General features: G+C 39.6%; 14 protein-coding genes. All 14 read left to right on the top strand.

Going from position 1 to position 18,424, the window contains the following annotated elements; genetic code table 11:
- Positions 1 to 279: 279 nt before the first annotated feature.
- The 14 genes from flgJ (at position 280) to BTO22_RS09245 (ending at position 18,422) form a co-directional block, all read left to right on the top strand.
- Complete coding sequence (flgJ, locus tag BTO22_RS09310) at positions 280 to 1,284, top strand: flagellar assembly peptidoglycan hydrolase FlgJ (protein ID WP_105055235.1); 1,005 nt, start codon at positions 280 to 282, stop codon at positions 1,282 to 1,284.
- Between the two features lie 264 nt (positions 1,285 to 1,548).
- The gene (gene flgK / locus BTO22_RS09305; protein WP_105055234.1) at positions 1,549 to 3,429 is read left to right on the top strand and encodes a flagellar hook-associated protein FlgK; all 1,881 of its coding nucleotides are present in this window, start codon (positions 1,549 to 1,551) and stop codon (positions 3,427 to 3,429) included.
- 17 nt (positions 3,430 to 3,446) lie between these two features.
- Complete coding sequence (flgL, locus tag BTO22_RS09300) at positions 3,447 to 4,640, top strand: flagellar hook-associated protein FlgL (RefSeq protein ID WP_105055233.1); 1,194 nt, start codon at positions 3,447 to 3,449, stop codon at positions 4,638 to 4,640.
- A 664-nt stretch (positions 4,641 to 5,304) separates the two neighbouring features.
- A complete protein-coding gene (locus BTO22_RS09295; protein WP_105055232.1) occupies positions 5,305 to 6,444 on the top strand; it encodes a flagellin in 1,140 nt (379 codons plus the stop codon).
- Between the two features lie 296 nt (positions 6,445 to 6,740).
- Positions 6,741 to 7,874, top strand: a complete 1,134-nt coding sequence (locus BTO22_RS09290; protein WP_105055231.1) for a flagellin — start codon at positions 6,741 to 6,743, stop codon at positions 7,872 to 7,874.
- Positions 7,875 to 8,221: 347 nt separating this feature from the next.
- A complete protein-coding gene (locus BTO22_RS09285) occupies positions 8,222 to 9,355 on the top strand; it encodes a flagellin (protein ID WP_105055230.1) in 1,134 nt (377 codons plus the stop codon).
- Between the two features lie 400 nt (positions 9,356 to 9,755).
- Complete coding sequence (locus BTO22_RS09280) at positions 9,756 to 10,883, top strand: flagellin (RefSeq protein WP_105055229.1); 1,128 nt, start codon at positions 9,756 to 9,758, stop codon at positions 10,881 to 10,883.
- 244 nt (positions 10,884 to 11,127) lie between these two features.
- Positions 11,128 to 12,264 (top strand): flagellin, encoded by a 1,137-nt coding sequence (locus BTO22_RS09275; protein WP_060991574.1) that lies wholly within the window; start codon positions 11,128 to 11,130, stop codon positions 12,262 to 12,264.
- Between the two features lie 124 nt (positions 12,265 to 12,388).
- Positions 12,389 to 12,808: a flagellar protein FlaG gene (locus BTO22_RS09270; RefSeq protein WP_105055228.1), complete on the top strand. Its 420-nt coding sequence runs from the start codon at positions 12,389 to 12,391 to the stop codon at positions 12,806 to 12,808.
- A 24-nt stretch (positions 12,809 to 12,832) separates the two neighbouring features.
- A complete protein-coding gene (fliD, locus tag BTO22_RS09265) occupies positions 12,833 to 14,803 on the top strand; it encodes a flagellar filament capping protein FliD (protein ID WP_105055227.1) in 1,971 nt (656 codons plus the stop codon).
- 60 nt (positions 14,804 to 14,863) lie between these two features.
- Positions 14,864 to 15,154 (top strand): hypothetical protein, encoded by a 291-nt coding sequence (locus tag BTO22_RS09260; protein WP_105055226.1) that lies wholly within the window; start codon positions 14,864 to 14,866, stop codon positions 15,152 to 15,154.
- Between the two features lie 15 nt (positions 15,155 to 15,169).
- On the top strand, positions 15,170 to 15,580 hold the full coding sequence (gene fliS, locus BTO22_RS09255; protein WP_060991570.1) for a flagellar export chaperone FliS: 411 nt from the start codon (positions 15,170 to 15,172) through the stop codon (positions 15,578 to 15,580).
- A 189-nt stretch (positions 15,581 to 15,769) separates the two neighbouring features.
- Positions 15,770 to 17,251 (top strand): sigma-54 dependent transcriptional regulator, encoded by a 1,482-nt coding sequence (locus tag BTO22_RS09250; protein WP_105055225.1) that lies wholly within the window; start codon positions 15,770 to 15,772, stop codon positions 17,249 to 17,251.
- A gap of 127 nt (positions 17,252 to 17,378) precedes the next feature.
- Positions 17,379 to 18,422 carry a sensor histidine kinase gene (locus tag BTO22_RS09245; RefSeq protein WP_105055224.1) on the top strand — a complete coding sequence of 348 codons (1,044 nt, stop codon included), beginning with the start codon at positions 17,379 to 17,381 and terminating at the stop codon, positions 18,420 to 18,422.
- Positions 18,423 to 18,424 lie beyond the last annotated feature (2 nt).

Genomic DNA, 18,424 nt, shown 5'->3' with positions numbered 1-18,424 from the left:
AGGTAATGCCAGTCAGTTAAGCGAACATCAATAAAAACAAGGGCTTCAGACGAATTTATTACAATCATTCTGGAGCCCTTGTTGTATCTATCTTTCACTCTCTTAACGGGTACTTTGCCATATCTATTAGACATTGAATAAATAGTGCGTAATTACTCAATAAAGTGACTAACTGATCGGCATTACTTCTTCGGAGGTGCGTTTTTTTTGGCATTAAACTTGCTCTAGTTAATAGAGTAAGTAGATTAATCTCGCAGATTAAAAAGAGTAAGTATAAAGATGAATAATTCAGTAAACATGACAGATGTCGGTTTCATCCATGATGTGGGTGGTCTAGATAAATTACGTAAAAGTGCAGTTAATGGCGATCAAGATAGCCAAGATAAAGCGCTGCGTGCTGCTGCTGAGCAATTTGAATCGATATTTACACAAATGCTTTTTAAATCAATGCGTAATGCGAATAGCTCATTTAAATCAGACATGATGAGTAGTGATAATCAGAAGTTTTTTGAGCAAATGCGTGATGACCAAATGTCGACTGAGTTATCGAAAAAAGGATCTCTCGGTTTAGCCGATATGATCGTCGCTCAACTTGGTGCATCAATGAATCAAGAGCCACCAGTTCAAAGCGGCAATAATTTAGAGCAAGATGCACGCACGGCAATGCGTAAGGCGGCAACCGATGAAACGTTACGTTTACCTTCTGATTATGTTTATCCAAATACATCTGAAGTAAAACAAGAGTCACAAGTAGAATCTCCAGCGATTGCACAATTAGAAAAAGCATTGGTAGCAAGACCTGTGCAACAACCACAGAAATTCGATTCTCCTCAGCAGTTTGTCGACACCATGAAGCCTTATGCAGAAAAAGCAGCAAAAGCGTTAGGTATTGATTCAAATGTTCTTATTGCTCAAGCCGCATTAGAGACAGGTTGGGGTAAAAAAGTGATTCAAAACTCTGTAGATTCAAGTCATAACTTATTCAACATTAAAGCAGACAGAAGTTGGCAGGGTGATAAGATCGCTAAAAACACCTTGGAGTATCACGATAATATCGCTGTTACTGAAAACGCTGCTTTCCGTTCATACGATAATTATGAAGAAAGTTTCAGTGATTTTGTTCGCTTCTTAAATCAAAATCCACGTTATGAACGTGCACTTCAGCAGACCCAAAGTTCTGAAAGTTTTATTAAAGGTATTCACAGTGCGGGTTATGCAACGGATCCAAATTACTCAGATAAAGTAATGAGCGTGATGAAAACGGTAGAAAGCTTAACTAAATAGCGCTTATCTACTTGTAAAACCTATTCATAAGCATCCTGTCGTTTATATAAGCGGCAGGATTTTTTTATTTTTGCCGCTTGACTAAATAAAAGAGGCAAAGAAAGGCAATAAAATAGATTAGAAAGAGGCAATAAGGAGTCGTAATGATTATTTTATCTTCTATTTTGTTGATATTAAAGGAAATAAAAGTTGGCACATTGATTGCTATATTAGATTCGTTAGGAAATATTTATTGCATCTTTTATAGAGTTTTTTGGAGGCTACATGGGACTTGATCTGCTACATTTGGGTACACAAGGTGTGCTTACGGCGCAGCGTCAACTGAATACGACCAGTCATAATATTAACAACGTTAATACTGAAGGCTTTAGTCGTCAATCGGTTGTTCAAGAAACAAATATGCCTCATTGGGTTTCGGGTGCAAACCTCGGCGCAGGCGTGCATGTTGCCGCTGTGCGACGTTCGTTTGATCAGTTTGCAACGAATGAACTGAACCTATCAACAACTAACCTTAATTACTCTATGGATACAGAAGCTAACCTAGATGTTCTAACGAATATGATGTCGTCTATTGGCGCTAAACGTATTCCTGAAAACATCAATGATTGGTTTGATGCCGTAAAAACTCTTGCCGACAGCCCTAACGAAATCGGTGCACGTAAAGTAGTCCTAGAAAAATCGCGTCTTGTTTCACAAAGCTTAAATGACTTTTATGAGAACGTACGTCAGCAAAATGCAGACGTAAATAAAAAGATGGATCTAACGGTAGAGCGTATGAATGGTATTGCTCTAGAGTTAAAAGATATTAACCAAATGATGGTCAAGACCCCAGGTCCGCACAATGACCTAATGGATCGTCATGAAAAGTTAATTAAAGAACTGTCTCAATACACAAAAGTTACCATTACTAAGCGTGATAACGAGAACGCATTCAATGTCTTAATTGGTGGTGGGCATATGTTAGTGTCTGGTACTAATGCAAGTGAATTGAAAATGATTGCAGGTTCTCCTGACCCATTACAGCGCCGACTAGCAATGGTTGAAGGTAAGGGAATGAAAGCGATTCAACATGATAGTATTGGCGGTAAATTATCGTCACTATTTGAATTGCGTGATAGCACAATCCCAACAATTATGGATGAACTAGGCCGTGTGGCTGTTGGCTTCAGCAGTGAAGTTAACCGTTTACAGAGTCAAGCAATTGATTTACGTGGTCAAGTTGGTGAAAATATTTTCTCTGATGTGAATTCAGAACAAGCAGTCCGTAGCCGTGCCATCATTTCTGGTGACTCGTCTGCTGAAGTCGGCGTATTTATTGATGATATTAGCCAACTAAAAGCAGGGGATTACGCTCTTAAATATGATGGTAGCCAATATACCGTGACCCGACCTACGGGTGAAGTTCAGCGCTTAGACCCAACCGGTAACCCATCGACCTTTTTCTTAGACGGTATGCGAGTTGAAATTCGTGAACCACTAAGTGCCGGTGAGCGTGTATTACTTCGCCCAACGCGTATAGCGGCAGGCACAATGAAGCTTGAGATGAATGAAGCAGAGAAAATAGCCGCGCAAAGCTATGCAAGCTCAGCAACCTTTGCAACAGGTAATGCTAAATTTAAAGTATTACAAGCTGGCCCATTAAAAGAGTTCCAAGTTGTTATTTCTCCTGCGGCAAATCAATTTGCTGTATTGGATATGAAAGGCAAAATGTTATTAGAACCACAAACGTACCCACCTCAAGGTCCAGTAACTGTTGGTGGTACTACTTTTGAGCTTTCTGGTGGTGCAGCAGCAAATGATAAATTTGCGGCTAACTTAGTCCCATCAGAAGGTGATAATGGTAACTTATTGCTAATGCAAGGCTTACAGACACGTAAAGTAATGGACGAAGGCCGCTCAACGGTGATTGACCTATACGAAAACGTAAATACAGAAATTGGTCTTAAAAAAGCCACCGCTTCTCGTTTATCTGAAGTTTCACGTGTAGAGAATGAAGCGGCGCAAAGTCGTGTTGCTTCAGTTGCTGGCGTAAACTTAGATGAAGAAGCAGCGAATATGATGAAATTCCAACAAGCGTACATGGCCTCTTCTCGAATCATGAAAGCGGCAGATGAGACGTTTAATTCAATCTTGCAATTATCGTAATTAGGAGGCAATAGAGTATGTTAAATCGTATTTCAAGCTTTCATAACTACCAATCAGTGCAGAATGATATTTCTCGTCAAGAAGCGAAAGTTCATCAAAATAGCGCACAACTGGCGTCAGGTAAAAAGCTATTAACCGCAGGTGACGACCCCGTAGCTGCGTTATACGCGCAAAACCTAACGCAAAAGAAAGAAGAGTTACGTCAATACAGCGATACCATTATCTTAGCGCGTAACCGTTTAGAGCGTCATGAGGTTGCGATTGCGAATGCAGAGCAATTTGCTGATGACGCAAAGCGCAGCGTGATGGAACTGATTAACGGTTCTCTTGCACCAGAAGATCGTTATGCTCATGCGCAAGACATTAAAGGTATTGCAGATAACTTCTTAAACCTAACAAACATGTTAGATGAATCAGGTAACTATTTATTTTCAGGTACAAAGTCGAAAACACAGCCTTTCTTTAGAGCGAATGACGGAACTGTAGCTTACGCAGGTGATGAATATCAGCGTAGCTTAAAGGTTTCCGGTTCTATTGAGGTGGCAGTGAATGACTCTGGTAGTAAATTGTTTACTGAGATAAAAAATCCATTTGGGGACTATGATCCACAATATGCATTACAAGAAGGGTCTGAGTTACTGCTTTCAAAAGCAACAAATTCTAATTATACCGATCCATCTACCTATGAAGTCACTTTTAAAGCGGCGGCAGATGGTCAATATAATTATCAGTTATCTCAAGACGGTAGCGTGGTAAAAAATGGACAGTTTGATCCTTCTGAAGGGATTAAATATGAAGGCGTTGATATTCAAGTTCGTGGTCAATTAAAAGCAGGCGATATCATTACGCTTGAACCAAAGAAAACCATCAGTATTTTTGATGCATTTAAGAAAGCACAAGAATTTGCATTGAAAGATGTCTCTGATGCTTCTAATACAGCAGAGTTACAGCAAGTAACAGATGAATTTCATGCTGCATTTATTCACTTAAGCCAAGCAAGAGCGGAAGTGGGTACAAGGCAAAATACGCTTGATCAGCAAGAATCACAGCATCAAGATTTTGATTTAACTCTCTCAAAATCATTAAGTTCGATTGAAGATTTAGATTACGCTCAAGCTGTGATTGAGTTTAATGAAAATACACGTGCACTTCAGGCTTCCCAACAAGCTTTCGGGAAAGTAAAAGACATTACATTATTTAATTACGTGTAAATTAACAAGTTTGATGACAAGCCTAGCTGAGATGCTAGGCTTTTTTGTTTTAAATTTAACTGTATGAATAATAAGTTTTTATATGGGAAATGAATTGCCGTTTCTCTTTGTTTTTTGCCGCAGTTGATGTGTCTTTGATTATGTATAAGTACTTATTTTTGGGATGAATAAGAATTTTGTTTTTCTTATATAAATAAAGATAGATACGACGGAAGCATTAAAGAGGAAAGAGCGGCAAATCGACTTGAAAAGCGGCAAAAAAATAATTCAGATAGTAAAGTTAAGAGTTAAATAACACTGAATAACCCTATTTAACTTATTGAAATTGTATAAGTTGATTGTTTTTTTTTATTTAAAATGTATTTTTTACTAAAATTGGCACAGCTTATGCTAATTAATAACTATGACTGAGACGCTCACAGTTTGCCAATGGTAAATAGTGGCATGACAGTGGCAAAGTAGAGTTACTCTTTTTGCTTTTGTATGTCAGTCATTAATGTATGTATTTTCTTCTCATCTTGGCATGAGACTTGATATGTAAATTAAATTACATGACATTGAAAAACATTAGCCAATTGTGGCTGATATTTAACTATGAATTTTAAATATTTCTGAATAGAGCAGAAATTAGATTTCGTGAAAACGAAGCTAAAGGAGAGCAACGATGGCTGTAAATGTAAATACTAACGTATCTGCGATGACTGCGCAGCGTTACCTAAATAACGCAACGAACGATCTAAACAACTCAATGGAGCGTTTGTCTTCAGGTACTAAAATCAACAGCGCAAAAGATGACGCTGCTGGTCTACAAATTTCTAACCGTTTAACAGCGCAGACTCGCGGTCTTGACGTTGCTGTGCGTAATGCGAACGATGGTATCTCTATCGCTCAAACGGCTGAAGGTGCGATGAACGAATCGACAAATATCCTTCAACGTATGCGTGATTTATCACTACAAGCGGCAAATGGTTCTAACTCAGACCAAGATCGTTCTTCTATCCAAGAAGAAGTGCATGCTCTTTCTGATGAAATAAACCGTATTGCTGAAACAACCTCTTTTGGTGGTCGTCGCCTACTTAATGGTCAGTTCGGCGAATCAGCATTCCAAATTGGTGCTAACGCTGGTGAAGCTATTCTAATCAAGTTACCTTCAGTTCGTGCTGATGATGCCAGCATGGGGGGACAACGTTTTGTTTCTGAAAACGGCAAAGATGCATCTTGGAACGTAGAACCTGGCAAAAATGACCTGAAATTAGAATTCACAACTAAAAAGGGTGAAGCTGTTTCTATCGATATTAGTGCTAAAGCAGGTGATGATATCGAAGAATTGGCGACTTACATCAACGGTCAATCAGACAAGATCTCTGCATCTGTTGGCGATGAAGGTAAACTTCAATTGTTTGTTGCTGAACCATCTATTGAAGGTGAGTTAGCAGTATCTGGTAACCTTGCTACTGAACTAGGCTTAGCTAGCGGTTCTGGTATGAAAGCTACCGTTGATAAACTTGACGTAACTTCTGTTGGTGATGCTCAAGCATCTGTTGGCGTTATTGATTCAGCACTTGCTTACATCGATCGCGAACGTGCTGATTTAGGTGCTAAACAAAACCGTTTAGGTCACAGTATAAACAACTTGTCAAACATTCAAGAGAATGTGTCTGCTTCTAACAGCCGAATCAAAGATACTGATTTTGCTAAAGAAACAACAAACATGACAAAAGCACAAATCCTTCAGCAGTCTAGTACGTCTATTCTTGCTCAAGCGAAACAGTTACCAAACGCTGCACTAAAATTACTGCAGTAATAGTAACTAACAACAGTCATCTGAGTGAACAAGAGGTGCTCTCATCTCTCATCATCCTCTTGTTCATTTGATTGTTGTGCAAGCTTCAGGTAACTGGTTTTTTGTGTTCTTCTCACAGATCTCCTCATAAAAAACCAACCTAGCTTTATGCCCCTTAATTGGGGCTACCCTTTTCTACTTACCTCTCAAGTATTGTCTATCCTTTTTCTCTTAAGTTTATTTTTTTTATGCCGATAAAGCGTTATAAGAGTCTGCTTTGCTATATCAGCAAAGAGCTATTTTATTGAGAGGTCATTATGACAGTGACAGTAAACACCAATGTGTCTGCCATGACGGCACAGCGATATTTGAATCAAGCGACGGAGCATTTAAACCAGTCAATGGAACGCCTTTCTTCGGGTAAGCGTATTAATAGCGCGAAAGATGATGCGGCAGGGTTACAAATATCCAATCGACTGCAAGCTCAAATGAGCGGTTTAAATGTTGCTGTCCGTAATGCCAATGATGGGATCTCTATTGCTCAAACGGCGGAAGGGGCGATGAACGAATCGACTAACATCCTTCAGCGTATGCGCGATTTAGCCTTGCAGTCATCTAATGGTTCAAATTCCTTGCAAGATAGACAAGCGATCCAAGAAGAAGCTGATGCTTTAAATGATGAATTAAATCGCATTGCAGAAACAACTTCTTTTGGTGGCCGTCGTTTATTGAATGGCCAATTTGGGACATCAACCTTCCAGATAGGTGCTAATGCAGGTGAAGCGGTTCAACTTACTTTAGGTAGTATGCGCTCTGATACCTTAGCGATGGGTGGTTTTCATTACACCTCACAAAATCAGCTTAATAAAGGTTGGACTGTACCTGAAGGTGAGCAAACTTTAACAATGTCATTTGCTGATGAAAATGGAAAAGCTCAAGAGATTACGATAGAAGCGAAAGCTGGCGATGATATTGAAGAGTTAGCCACTTACATCAATGGACAGAATGATACCGTTCAAGCATCCGTAGATGAAAAAGGTCAGTTGCAGTTATTTACTGCCGGAGATCTAGTCTCAAGTGCAGTGACCTTTGGTGGCTCTTTATCAGCAGAACTTGCTATTGGTGGGGCGGTATTTGATACAGTTAATGATTTAGATTTAACCAGTGTTGGTGGTTCTCAAAAAGCCATTGCAACGTTAGATGCGGCAATGGGGTTTGTTGATAAAGAACGTGCTACTTTAGGTGCTTTTCAAAATCGTTTTGGTCATGCGATTAATAATCTAAATAATATTAATGAGAACATCTCGGCATCGAACAGTCGTATTGAAGATACTGATTTTGCTAAAGAAACAGTTGAAATGATGAAAGCTCAGATATTACAACAAGTGAGTTCAACAATATTGGCTCAAGCTAAGCAAGCACCTGATGTCGCTTTAAAGCTGCTTGGGTAGTTTTAGTTCTTTACGTATAAAAAACCAGCGTTTGCTGGTTTTTTTTCATCTGTAAAAAGGTATTTATTAATGAGAACTTGAGTAGATTTCTTTTATATCAATAGCTTAAGGGGTTTTAATGATAAACATAAAACTTTAGCTATTTTTCTGTCAAATTTAAAAAACTTTGAAGCACGATCATAGTTCATAAAGTAATCGATAATTTTATAAGAAAATCAATAAAGGTTTATTTTTAACCGTCGTTACATTAAGTATCAGGCGCTAATGGCAACATTGTTAGTTCCAAATAATGAAGCTCAGTTTTCCGAAAACGGAAAACAATCGGAAAACTAAACGGAGATACAACTATGTCAATTACAGTAAATACTAACGTATCGGCAATGACAGCTCAGCGTTACCTGAATAGTGCAACGGATGGCGTAAATAAATCAATGGAACGCTTATCTTCTGGCTATAAAATTAACAGTGCAAAAGACGATGCGGCAGGTTTACAAATCTCAAACCGTTTAACGTCACAATCTCGTGGTTTAGATGTAGCAGTACGTAATGCAAACGACGGTATTTCAATTGCACAAACAGCTGAAGGTGCGATGAATGAATCGACAAACATCCTTCAACGTATGCGTGATTTATCTCTTCAATCTTCAAATGGTTCAAATACTTCAGCTGATCGTGAAGCGATTCAACAAGAGGTTGGCGCATTAAATGATGAGTTAAACCGTATCGCAGAAACAACGTCGTTTGGTGGCTCTCGCCTTCTAAATGGTCAATTTGGTACAAAGTCATTCCAAATCGGTGCTGATTCTGGTGAAGGGGTAATGCTTAGTTTAAATAACATGCGTTCAGACTCGGCATCAATGGGCGGAACAAGTTATAAAGCAGAAACAGAGCTGGGCGCTGATTGGTCAGTAAATGCTGAGAAATCAGAACTAACTGTGTCGTTTTTAAACAACGCGGGTGAAGAGAAAGAACTAACGATTAATGCGAAAGCTGGCGATGATATCGAACAAGTAGCGACGTATATTAATGGTCAAACAGATTCAATTAATGCCTCTGTATCAGAAAAGGGTGAGCTTCAAATTGTTACCTCTAATGATAAAGTTCAAGGGGAGGTGAGCTTCGGTGGTTCTCTTGCTGGCGAATTAAATATGGGTACAGCTCAAGCTGAAACCGTAAAAAGCATTGATGTAACGACTGTTGGTGGTTCACAAAAGGCCGTTGCTATTCTAGATGCGGCAATGCAGTTTGTCGATTCTAACCGAGCAGATCTTGGTGCATTTCAAAACCGCTTTAATCACGCAATTTCAAACTTAGATAGCATTAATGAAAATGTATCTGCATCAAATAGTCGTATTAAAGACGTCGATTTTGCTAAAGAAACGACAGAAATGACAAAAGCTCAAATTCTTCAACAGGCAAGTTCATCTATTTTAGCTCAAGCTAAGCAAGCACCTAATGCTGCACTTGGTTTACTGAGATAATTAGCTCGTTAAGAATAATTACTTACTTCTAAGGTAATAGTGCTCTCACACTATACCAAAGCCGGGGCTTGCCTCGGCTTTTTTTGTTTGTAAAACCATCAATAAATATTTATTTCTCTCTAAAGTAAGTGATTTCCCTCACATTTAACCTGATATTTAAATTATTTTCGATTTTTTTGCATTTTTCTCTAAAGAGTTTCCGAACGCGAGCGATAACTTAATTACAAGGCATGACGATTAAGAAAATCGCTTGAAAATTCTTTAAAAAGAAAAACTTAAAAAATTAAAAGTTTTTCTAAAGTAATTCAAAACGCGGTCGTTAAGTTAAGTATCAACGATGATTAATACGGTTTCCGGTCCAGGAGCGGAGTGATTCGGAACCAAAGTGGAGAAATAAATTATGGCTATCAATGTAAACACAAACGTATCAGCAATGACTGCACAGCGTTACTTAAACAGCGCAACGAATGACCTAAACAGCTCAATGGAGCGCTTGTCTTCTGGTCTTAAAATTAACAGTGCAAAAGATGATGCGGCTGGCCTACAAATTTCAAACCGTCTAACTTCTCAAGCTCGCGGCTTAGATGTGGCAGTTCGAAATGCAAATGATGGTATCTCAATGGCGCAAACTGCTGAAGGTGCGATGAACGAAACAACGAACATCCTTCAACGTATGCGTGATTTATCACTTCAATCTTCAAACGGTTCAAATACACATGCTGACCGTACTGCGATTCAAGAAGAAGTGGTCGCTTTGAATGACGAATTAAACCGTATTGCAGAAACAACATCGTTTGGTGGCTCTCGCCTACTAAATGGTCAGTTTGGTACTAAATCTTTCCAAATCGGTTCCGATTCAGGTGAAGCGGTAATGCTAACACTGAATAACATGCGTTCTGATACAACAGCGATGGGGGGACATACTTACTCAGCGACAGAAGGTAAAGATGCAAATTGGTCAGTAAGTGCAGAAAACACAGAATTAACAATGAACTTTGTCGATAAAGAAGGCAAAGAGCAAAATATCTCAATCAATGCAAAAGCAGGCGATGATATTGAAGAAGTAGCGACTTACATCAATGGTCAAAGCAACGCAATCAACGCATCTGTTACTGAAGATGGCAAGCTGCAAGTATTCGCAGCAGCAGAAGCAACAGACATTGAGTTTAGTGGTTCATTAAGCAATGAATTAGGTATGGGTAATAAAGTTGCCGATACAGTGAAAAGCATCGATGTAACTACCGTGGGTGGTTCACAAAAAGCGGTTGCTATTCTTGATTCAGCTATGGAATACGTTGACTCAAACCGTGCTGACCTAGGTGCTTTCCAAAACCGCTTTGGTCACGCTATCAACAACTTAGAAAATATTAATGAGAACGTTAATGCGTCTAACAGCCAAATCAAAGATGTTGATTTTGCTAAAGAAACGACAGCAATGACGAAAGCTCAAATCCTGCAACAAGCGAGCTCGTCTATCCTTGCTCAAGCTAAGCAGGCACCAAATGCAGCATTAGGCCTGTTGGGCTAATAAGCATAGTAAATACTTGTGAGAATGGGAATTTATGCGACACGCTGAGTTCCTTCCCAACAGGTCATAAGTGAGTCTGACTTACCTTTTAAAATTAACTTAGGCTATTCCGCATGTATTTTGTAGAGGTGAGAGTCTACAAAGTGCATAGAGATACGCTTTATAAATATATGTGAGAATCAATAGCTGGTTTGGAGGATGAGACCAAACCACTGTTGTACAATTTTCCTTAGGAGATCTATTTATGTCTATTACAGTAAATACTAACGTATCAGCAATGACTGCACAGCGTTACTTAAACAGCGCAACATCTGACGTTAACCAATCAATGGAGCGTCTGTCTTCTGGTAGCAAAATCAACAGTGCTAAAGATGATGCAGCTGGCCTACAAATCTCTAACCGTCTAAACACGCAAACTCGTGGTCTAGACGTAGCGGTTCGTAACGCAAACGACGGTATCTCTATGATGCAAACTGCTGAAGGCGCAATGAAAGAGACTTCAAACATCCTTTCTCGTGTACGTGATCTTGCACTGCAATCGTCAAATGGTTCAAACACTGATGCTGACCGTAGCGCGATCCAACAAGAAGTAACGGCTCTTTCTGATGAAATGAACCGTATCGCAGAAACAACTTCTTTTGGTGGCACACGTCTACTTAACGGTAACTTCGGTACTAAATCTTTCCAAGTTGGTGCAGATTCAGGTGAAGCAGTAATGCTTACTCTAAATAACCTACGTGCTGACGAAGCAAACATGGGTGGCCAATCTTTCACTGCTAAAGAAGGTGTTGCTGCTGGTTGGACTGCTGGTAAAGACGCAAACATGACTATTTCTTTCACAGACAAAGCGGGTGAAGAGCAATCTGTTTCTATCAACGCTAAAGCTGGCGACGATATCGAAGAAGTAGCAACATACATCAACGGCCAAACTGACAAAGTTAGCGCATCTGTTGGTGAAGATGGCAAACTGCAAGTATTTGCAGCTAAAGGTACAATCGAAGGCGAAATCGAATTCTCTGGTGCTCTAGCTAACGAAACTGGTATGTCTGACGCTGTTCAAGCTCAAAAAACAGTTGGTAACATCGACGTTACAACGGTCGCTGGTTCTCAAGACGCAGTAGCAGTTGTTGATGCAGCAATGAAATTTGTTGATAGCCACCGTTCTGAGCTAGGTGCTGCTCAAAACCGTATGGGTCATACAATCAACAACTTAGACAACATTAACGAAAACGTTTCTGCTGCTAAGAGCCAAATCAAAGACGTTGATTTCGCGAAAGAAACAACTGAAATGACTAAAGCACAAATCCTACAGCAAGCAAGCTCTTCTATCTTAGCTCAAGCTAAGCAAGCGCCTAACGCTGCTCTAGGTCTATTACGTTAATCTACACGATTAATTAATAATACCTAAATAGGTAGGTGGGCGGCTTCATCGTCAACCCACTTACTGAAATATGACAGCAGGGCCGCTCTCCTGCTGTCTTTTTTCGTATTAGGAGGAAAGAGTTATGAACCCCTCATTTGTATCTTCACCAGTCCTCACATCTTCACCTTCCAATAACGGCACGCAAATTGCTAGTTCTAATCAGCAACCGACATCATCTGTCAATACTATAAATAAAATAGCAGCAAGCGAATCGTTAGAAACATTGACGCCAAGCCAAGCGATTGTAGTAGAAGCAGAGCAAAAGCTTGAAACGAAAAAGAAAGAAGAAATTCATCATGCAGTAAAAGAGCTGAATGAATACGTTAAAAGCATGGGACGAGGATTATCATTTCATTTAGATAACGAATCAGGGCGGCAGGTTATTACCGTTCGTGAAATCAGCTCTGGTGAAATTATCCGTCAAATCCCCGATGACAAAATGTTGGAAGTTGCTAGAGAATTAGCTGCCAGTGCCTCTGGATTGATAGCTGAGAGGATATAAAACGTTAACTGAGGAAAATGCTTCATGAGTATGAGCCCGATGGGGATGGGTGGTGGCCTAGATATTAATTCTATGGTGGGTAAAATAGTTGAAAGCGAGCGCTTACCAAAGCAGCAGCGCATCGACCGTGAGCGCTCAGACATAGACACGAATATCAGTGGTTACGGCCGTCTGCAAGAATCGTTAGATACCATGAAAAATCTCATGTCGACTTTTCGCCAAGAGGATACTTTTGCATCTCGAACCATCTCAAGCAGTGATGATGAAGTCGTAAGTGCAACAGCGACTCCTGAAGCCTTGGCTGGTCGATACAGCATTGACGTTTTACAATTGGCTCAAGCTCAAAAATTAGCGTCATCCCCAATTCGTGATGGTGCTAAATTTGGTCCAGGTAAACTTGATATATCGTTAGGTGACAAAAGTTTCACTATCGATGTTATTGGTAAAAATAATAAAATTACCGATTTATTAAGACAAATTAATAGCGCGCCATCTAACCCTGGAGTGCAAGCTTCTATCGTAAAAGACGATGGTGGTTCTCGTCTTATCTTAGCATCAGATAAGCCTGGAGAAAGTCATAAAGTAAAAATTGAAGTTGATGCGGAGTATAACGATCAACTTCATCGTCTTGCCTTTAATCCAAATTTTGATCCTACAGTATCAACTAAGTTCGATATTCCAACACTTCTTCAATACCAAAATACCCCTGAAATAGCGGCGCAACAAGCGGGAGAACCGTTAACTCAAGAACAAGTTCCTGAACTGAGTGATGAAGAAAAATACGCTTATTTTAAACCGTTAATTGATGTTGCGAATAGAGATCTTGCGCGTGAAGAAAAAGCAGCTAAAGAAATCATGATGCAGCAAGAAGCAACAGCGGCATTAGCGACGTTAGAAGATCCAACCGATCCAACATCTGGCATGTCAGGATGGAGTGAGCGTACTGCAGGAACACTGCAAGCGGCACTTCCAAATGAAGATGAAAAGATTGAATTAGCTAAAGCGGCAAAGCAAGGCGATCAAGACGCTGCAGAAGCGCTTGCAGAAATTGGACAAACGCCAGATACGGTGTTCCAAGCTGCTGGCATTACTTACGAAGCGCCTCAGCAAGAAGCACCGAAAAAAGAAATTGTTGATATAGCAAAAGAAAAAGTAGAAAAACTGCCACCAACAATTAAAGAAATAGCAAAAGAAAAATTAGAACCGATTGAAAAGGTTGTAGAGACCATTAAACCTGAAGGTCCACGCAAACCTTTATATTCTGGTCTTCAAGAAGTTCAATCGGCAAGCAGTGCAAAAGTGGTCTTGGATGGTGTTGCAAGAATAAGCAGTGACACCAATGTTATTCAAGATGCGGTTCAAGGTGTTGATATCACTTTAAAAGGTACAACAGCAGAAGCAAGCAAGCATATCGATTTAGACGTGCAATTTGATAGAGATACCGTAAAATCTGCTATCGAACAATTTGTTAATACTTACAATCAGTTCTATGAAACCACCAAAGCATTGAGTGGTTTTGATCCGGCAACAGGTCAAAGTGGTCCACTTGCGGGAGACAGTGTCGTCCGTTCGGCTGAGTCTCGCTTAAAATCTGTATTTGTCGCGCCAGTCGAATCGGCTCCTACAGGAATAAAAACTCTGATAGAGCTTGGTATTTCAACAACTCGGCAAGGCACACTTGAAATAAACCAATCTATGTTAGATCGTCAATTGAATGAAAATTTCAGTCAGTTGCATACTTTCTTTGATGGTTCAAAAGGCTTTGCTAAGAAAGTTGAAGATGTTATTCAAAGCATGACAGGGGTGAGTGGTCCAATTCGTACACGAATGAATACGATGCGAGATCAAAACTATCGCCTTAATGATCAGCAGGTTGACTTAGACCGTCGAATGGATAGCTTACAAGAACGTACTCGTAATAAGTTTGCCAACATGCAAGATGTGACAGGAAAAATGAAAGCCCAGTTGTCAGGCATGAAGAATGCGTTAGGTTAATTAATGCGATTAAGAAAAAATAAACCGATAAATAGCTGTCTTTAATAATAGGTATCTTTGATGGTGTTATTACAACAATTAGCAAAATTAGATCGAGAGCTACAGATCTCATATCGATGTGATGATATTAATTTTGAGCAAGTGGCGGTTTTTTTATCAGATCGGGAACAACTCTTGCATCAATGCATGAAAGTGTCAGAAATAGTGCATTCTACTGAATGGCAAGCTGCAATTGAAAGAACTCAACTAATTATCAATGAGATGAATGGTTTAGGACAACAATTTGCTTTAGATTATCAAAAACTGAACCATGCAAAAAAATCGGTTCAGTTATATAGAAAATTTCAATAAAACTGAGGAAATACGATGAGAGGTTCACTACAAGCATATAAGAAGGTATCAATTGATAGCCAATTAAGTGCTGCATCACCTCATAAGGTCATTCAAATGCTAATGGCTGGCGCTATCGAGCGCTTAATCCAAGGAAAAGCAGCAATGCAGCAAGGCAATACAGCTGTAAAAGGCGAACGTCTTGGTAAAGCATTGGATATCGTGATCAGCTTGCGTTCATGTCTTTCAATGGATGATGGTGGTGATATCGCAAACAATCTTGATTCTTTGTATGACTTTATGATCCGTCAAATTTCACAAGCAAACCAAAATAATGAATCTCAGCCGATTGATGATGTCGTTGATATGTTGCGTGAAATTAAATCCGCTTGGGACCAGATTCCTGCAGAGTTTCATAACCTTACCGCTGATAAAGTTGGCATATAATAAAATATATTTTATAAATCAAATTTATTTTCTGATTTTTATATTAACCTCTCATTTACGGTATGACTGTCTATTAGTTGACAGTCATAGTTGCCTTATTTTTCTTATGCTATAATATGGTTAAATAACTTCGGTGTTGTCCAAGATATAGACCAATTAAATCAAAGAATTAAGGCGCATAACACTTCTATGAAAGGTTTAGCAAAGACTCTAATTATTGAAGATGATGAGCAGAACCGACATAATCTCAAGGTTATTCTTGAGTTTATCGGTGAGCATTGTCATGCTATTTCAACTTCAGAACTGTCTACTTTTGAGTGGAGTGCTCCTTGGAGTGCTTGTTTTTTAGGCCAAGCAACTAATGAATCGCAGAAAGAGCTGATCAAAAAATCATTAATCGATCATAACCATATCCCTGTCGTAATTATGACTGGCGCTATGTACGATCTTGATGATCTTACCAATTATGTTGGTGAATTAAACCAACCTGTTAATTATCCTCAATTAACGGACGCCCTTCGTCATTGCCAAGAATTTATGGGACGTCGTGGTTTGGGGATTCCACACCTAGGTCGAAAAAATACGCTATTCCGTAGTATGGTTGGGCAAAGCTCAGCAATTAGCGCTGTTCGTCATTTAATTGAACAAGTCTCTGGTACCGAAGCAAGTGTTCTTGTTTTGGGGGAATCAGGCACAGGTAAGGAAGTGGTTGCACGAAACTTACATTACCACTCTCCACGTCGTAAGGGACCATTCGTACCTGTAAATTGTGGTGCTATTCCACCTGATCTTTTAGAGAGCGAGCTTTTTGGTCACGAAAAAGGGGCATTTACAGGAGCAATTACCGCTCGTAAAGGTCGTTTTGAACTGGCTCAAGGCGGCACTCTTTTCTTAGATGAAATTGGTGATATGCCAATGCCAATGCAAGTAAAGCTATTGCGTGTATTACAAGAGCGTTGTTTTGAGCGTGTTGGCGGAAATCAAAGTATTAAAGCGGATGTTCGTATTGTTGCCGCAACGCATCGAAACCTTGATTATATGATTGAGAAAGGCACATTTCGTGAAGATTTATATTATCGCTTAAATGTCTTCCCAATTGAAATGCCAGCACTACGTGAGCGTAAACAAGATATTCCTCTGTTATTGCAAGAATTACTTGCAAGAATGGAAGCTGAAGGGAGTATTCGTGTTCGTTTAACTCCTCGTGCAGTTAATTCCTTAATGGAGCATCATTGGCCTGGTAACGTTCGTGAATTAGCGAATTTAATTGAGCGATTGATGATCTTATTCCCTGGTGAATCTGTTGATGTAAATCATTTACCGACAAAATATCGTTATAGTGATATTCCAGAGTTTCAACCTGAGAATTACAACCAACAAACCATTGAAGAGCAAGAACAAGCAGCACTTGCTGATATGTTTGCAAACTTCAGTGACGGTGGCGTCCCGCAAGCGGCAACACCAAGCTTTGGTCCTGCATCAAATGATTTACCAGAAGATGGTTTAAATCTAAAAGAGATGCTGGCTGATGTTGAAGTTAATATGATATGCCAAGCACTTGAGGCGCAAAATGGCGTTGTTGCAAGAGCGGCTGATATGCTGGGCATGCGAAGAACGACATTAGTAGAGAAAATGCGTAAATATAATCTGAATAAAGATGATATTCGTTAATAAGGTCTACTGACAAATAATTGACTCGTCAAACTTGCACTTTGTTGTAAGTTGTTGATAATAATTAATAAAAGGGCTGGCATGTAAAATGCATTAGCCCTTTTGTTGTTTTGGCGGGAATAAAATTATGCAGGGTAATTTAGAGAGTGAGACCAACTCACCTCTTGGTACAGTAGAAGAACAAAATACACGTTATAAGCAAGTATTAGATGTAATGCCAGCAGGCGTAATATTATTGAATACTCAAGGCGTCGTGTGTGAAGTTAACCCAGAAGCGATCAGACTTCTTGGTCCTCCATTATTAGGTGAACGTTGGTTTGAAGTAATTCAACGATCATTTGACCCAAGAGAAGATGATGGCCATGAAATTTCGTTACGTAATGGGCGTAAGGTACGCTTAGCTATTTCTGCATCAGAAACGGGCCAGCTTATTCTTATTACGGATCTGACAGAAACTCGTCTACTGCAATCTAGAGTCAGTGATTTACAACGCTTGTCATCATTAGGAAAAATGGTGGCTTCCCTTGCACACCAAGTAAGAACACCACTATCAAGTGCAATGCTATACGCATCTAATCTGGGTTCTCCTAATTTACCTGCCGCGACACATAAACGTTTTCAAACTAAATTAGTTGACCGTCTTCATGATCTTGAAAAGCAAGTGAATGATATGCTGCTTTTTGCAAAAGGTGGTGATAACAAAGTTGTTAACTCCTTTACGATTGCTGATTTAGTTGCTGAATACCAACCCATGGTTGAAACCGCATTGCAGTCAAACCAAGTTGATTATGCTTTAGAGGTTGAAGAGGAAGATACATTACTCATGGGTAATGCAAACGCCATTGCGAGTGCGATCAGTAATTTGATCATGAATGCCATTCAAGTGATTGGTAAAGAGTGTCAAATCGACGTCTTCTTTAGACCGGTGAACGGATTTTTAAAAATATCGGTACAAGACAACGGTCCCGGTATTCCATTAGAACTACAAGATAAAATTATGGAACCATTTTTCACTACACGCTCTCAAGGCACAGGTCTTGGTTTAGCGGTAGTTCAAATGGTGTGTCGAGCACATAAAGGACAACTTGAATTGTATTCAGAACCGGATGATGGTGCGTGCTTCACCATGTCGATCCCGCTAACAGCAACCCAAACAGAATCTGGAGAATAACC

Origin of the sequence: Aliivibrio sifiae, from assembly GCF_002954705.1 — a bacterium.
Taxonomy (GTDB): Bacteria; Pseudomonadota; Gammaproteobacteria; order Enterobacterales; family Vibrionaceae; genus Aliivibrio; species Aliivibrio sifiae_A.
Note: the sequence above shows the minus strand (reverse complement) of the source record. Positions and strands in the feature narration are given on the sequence as shown.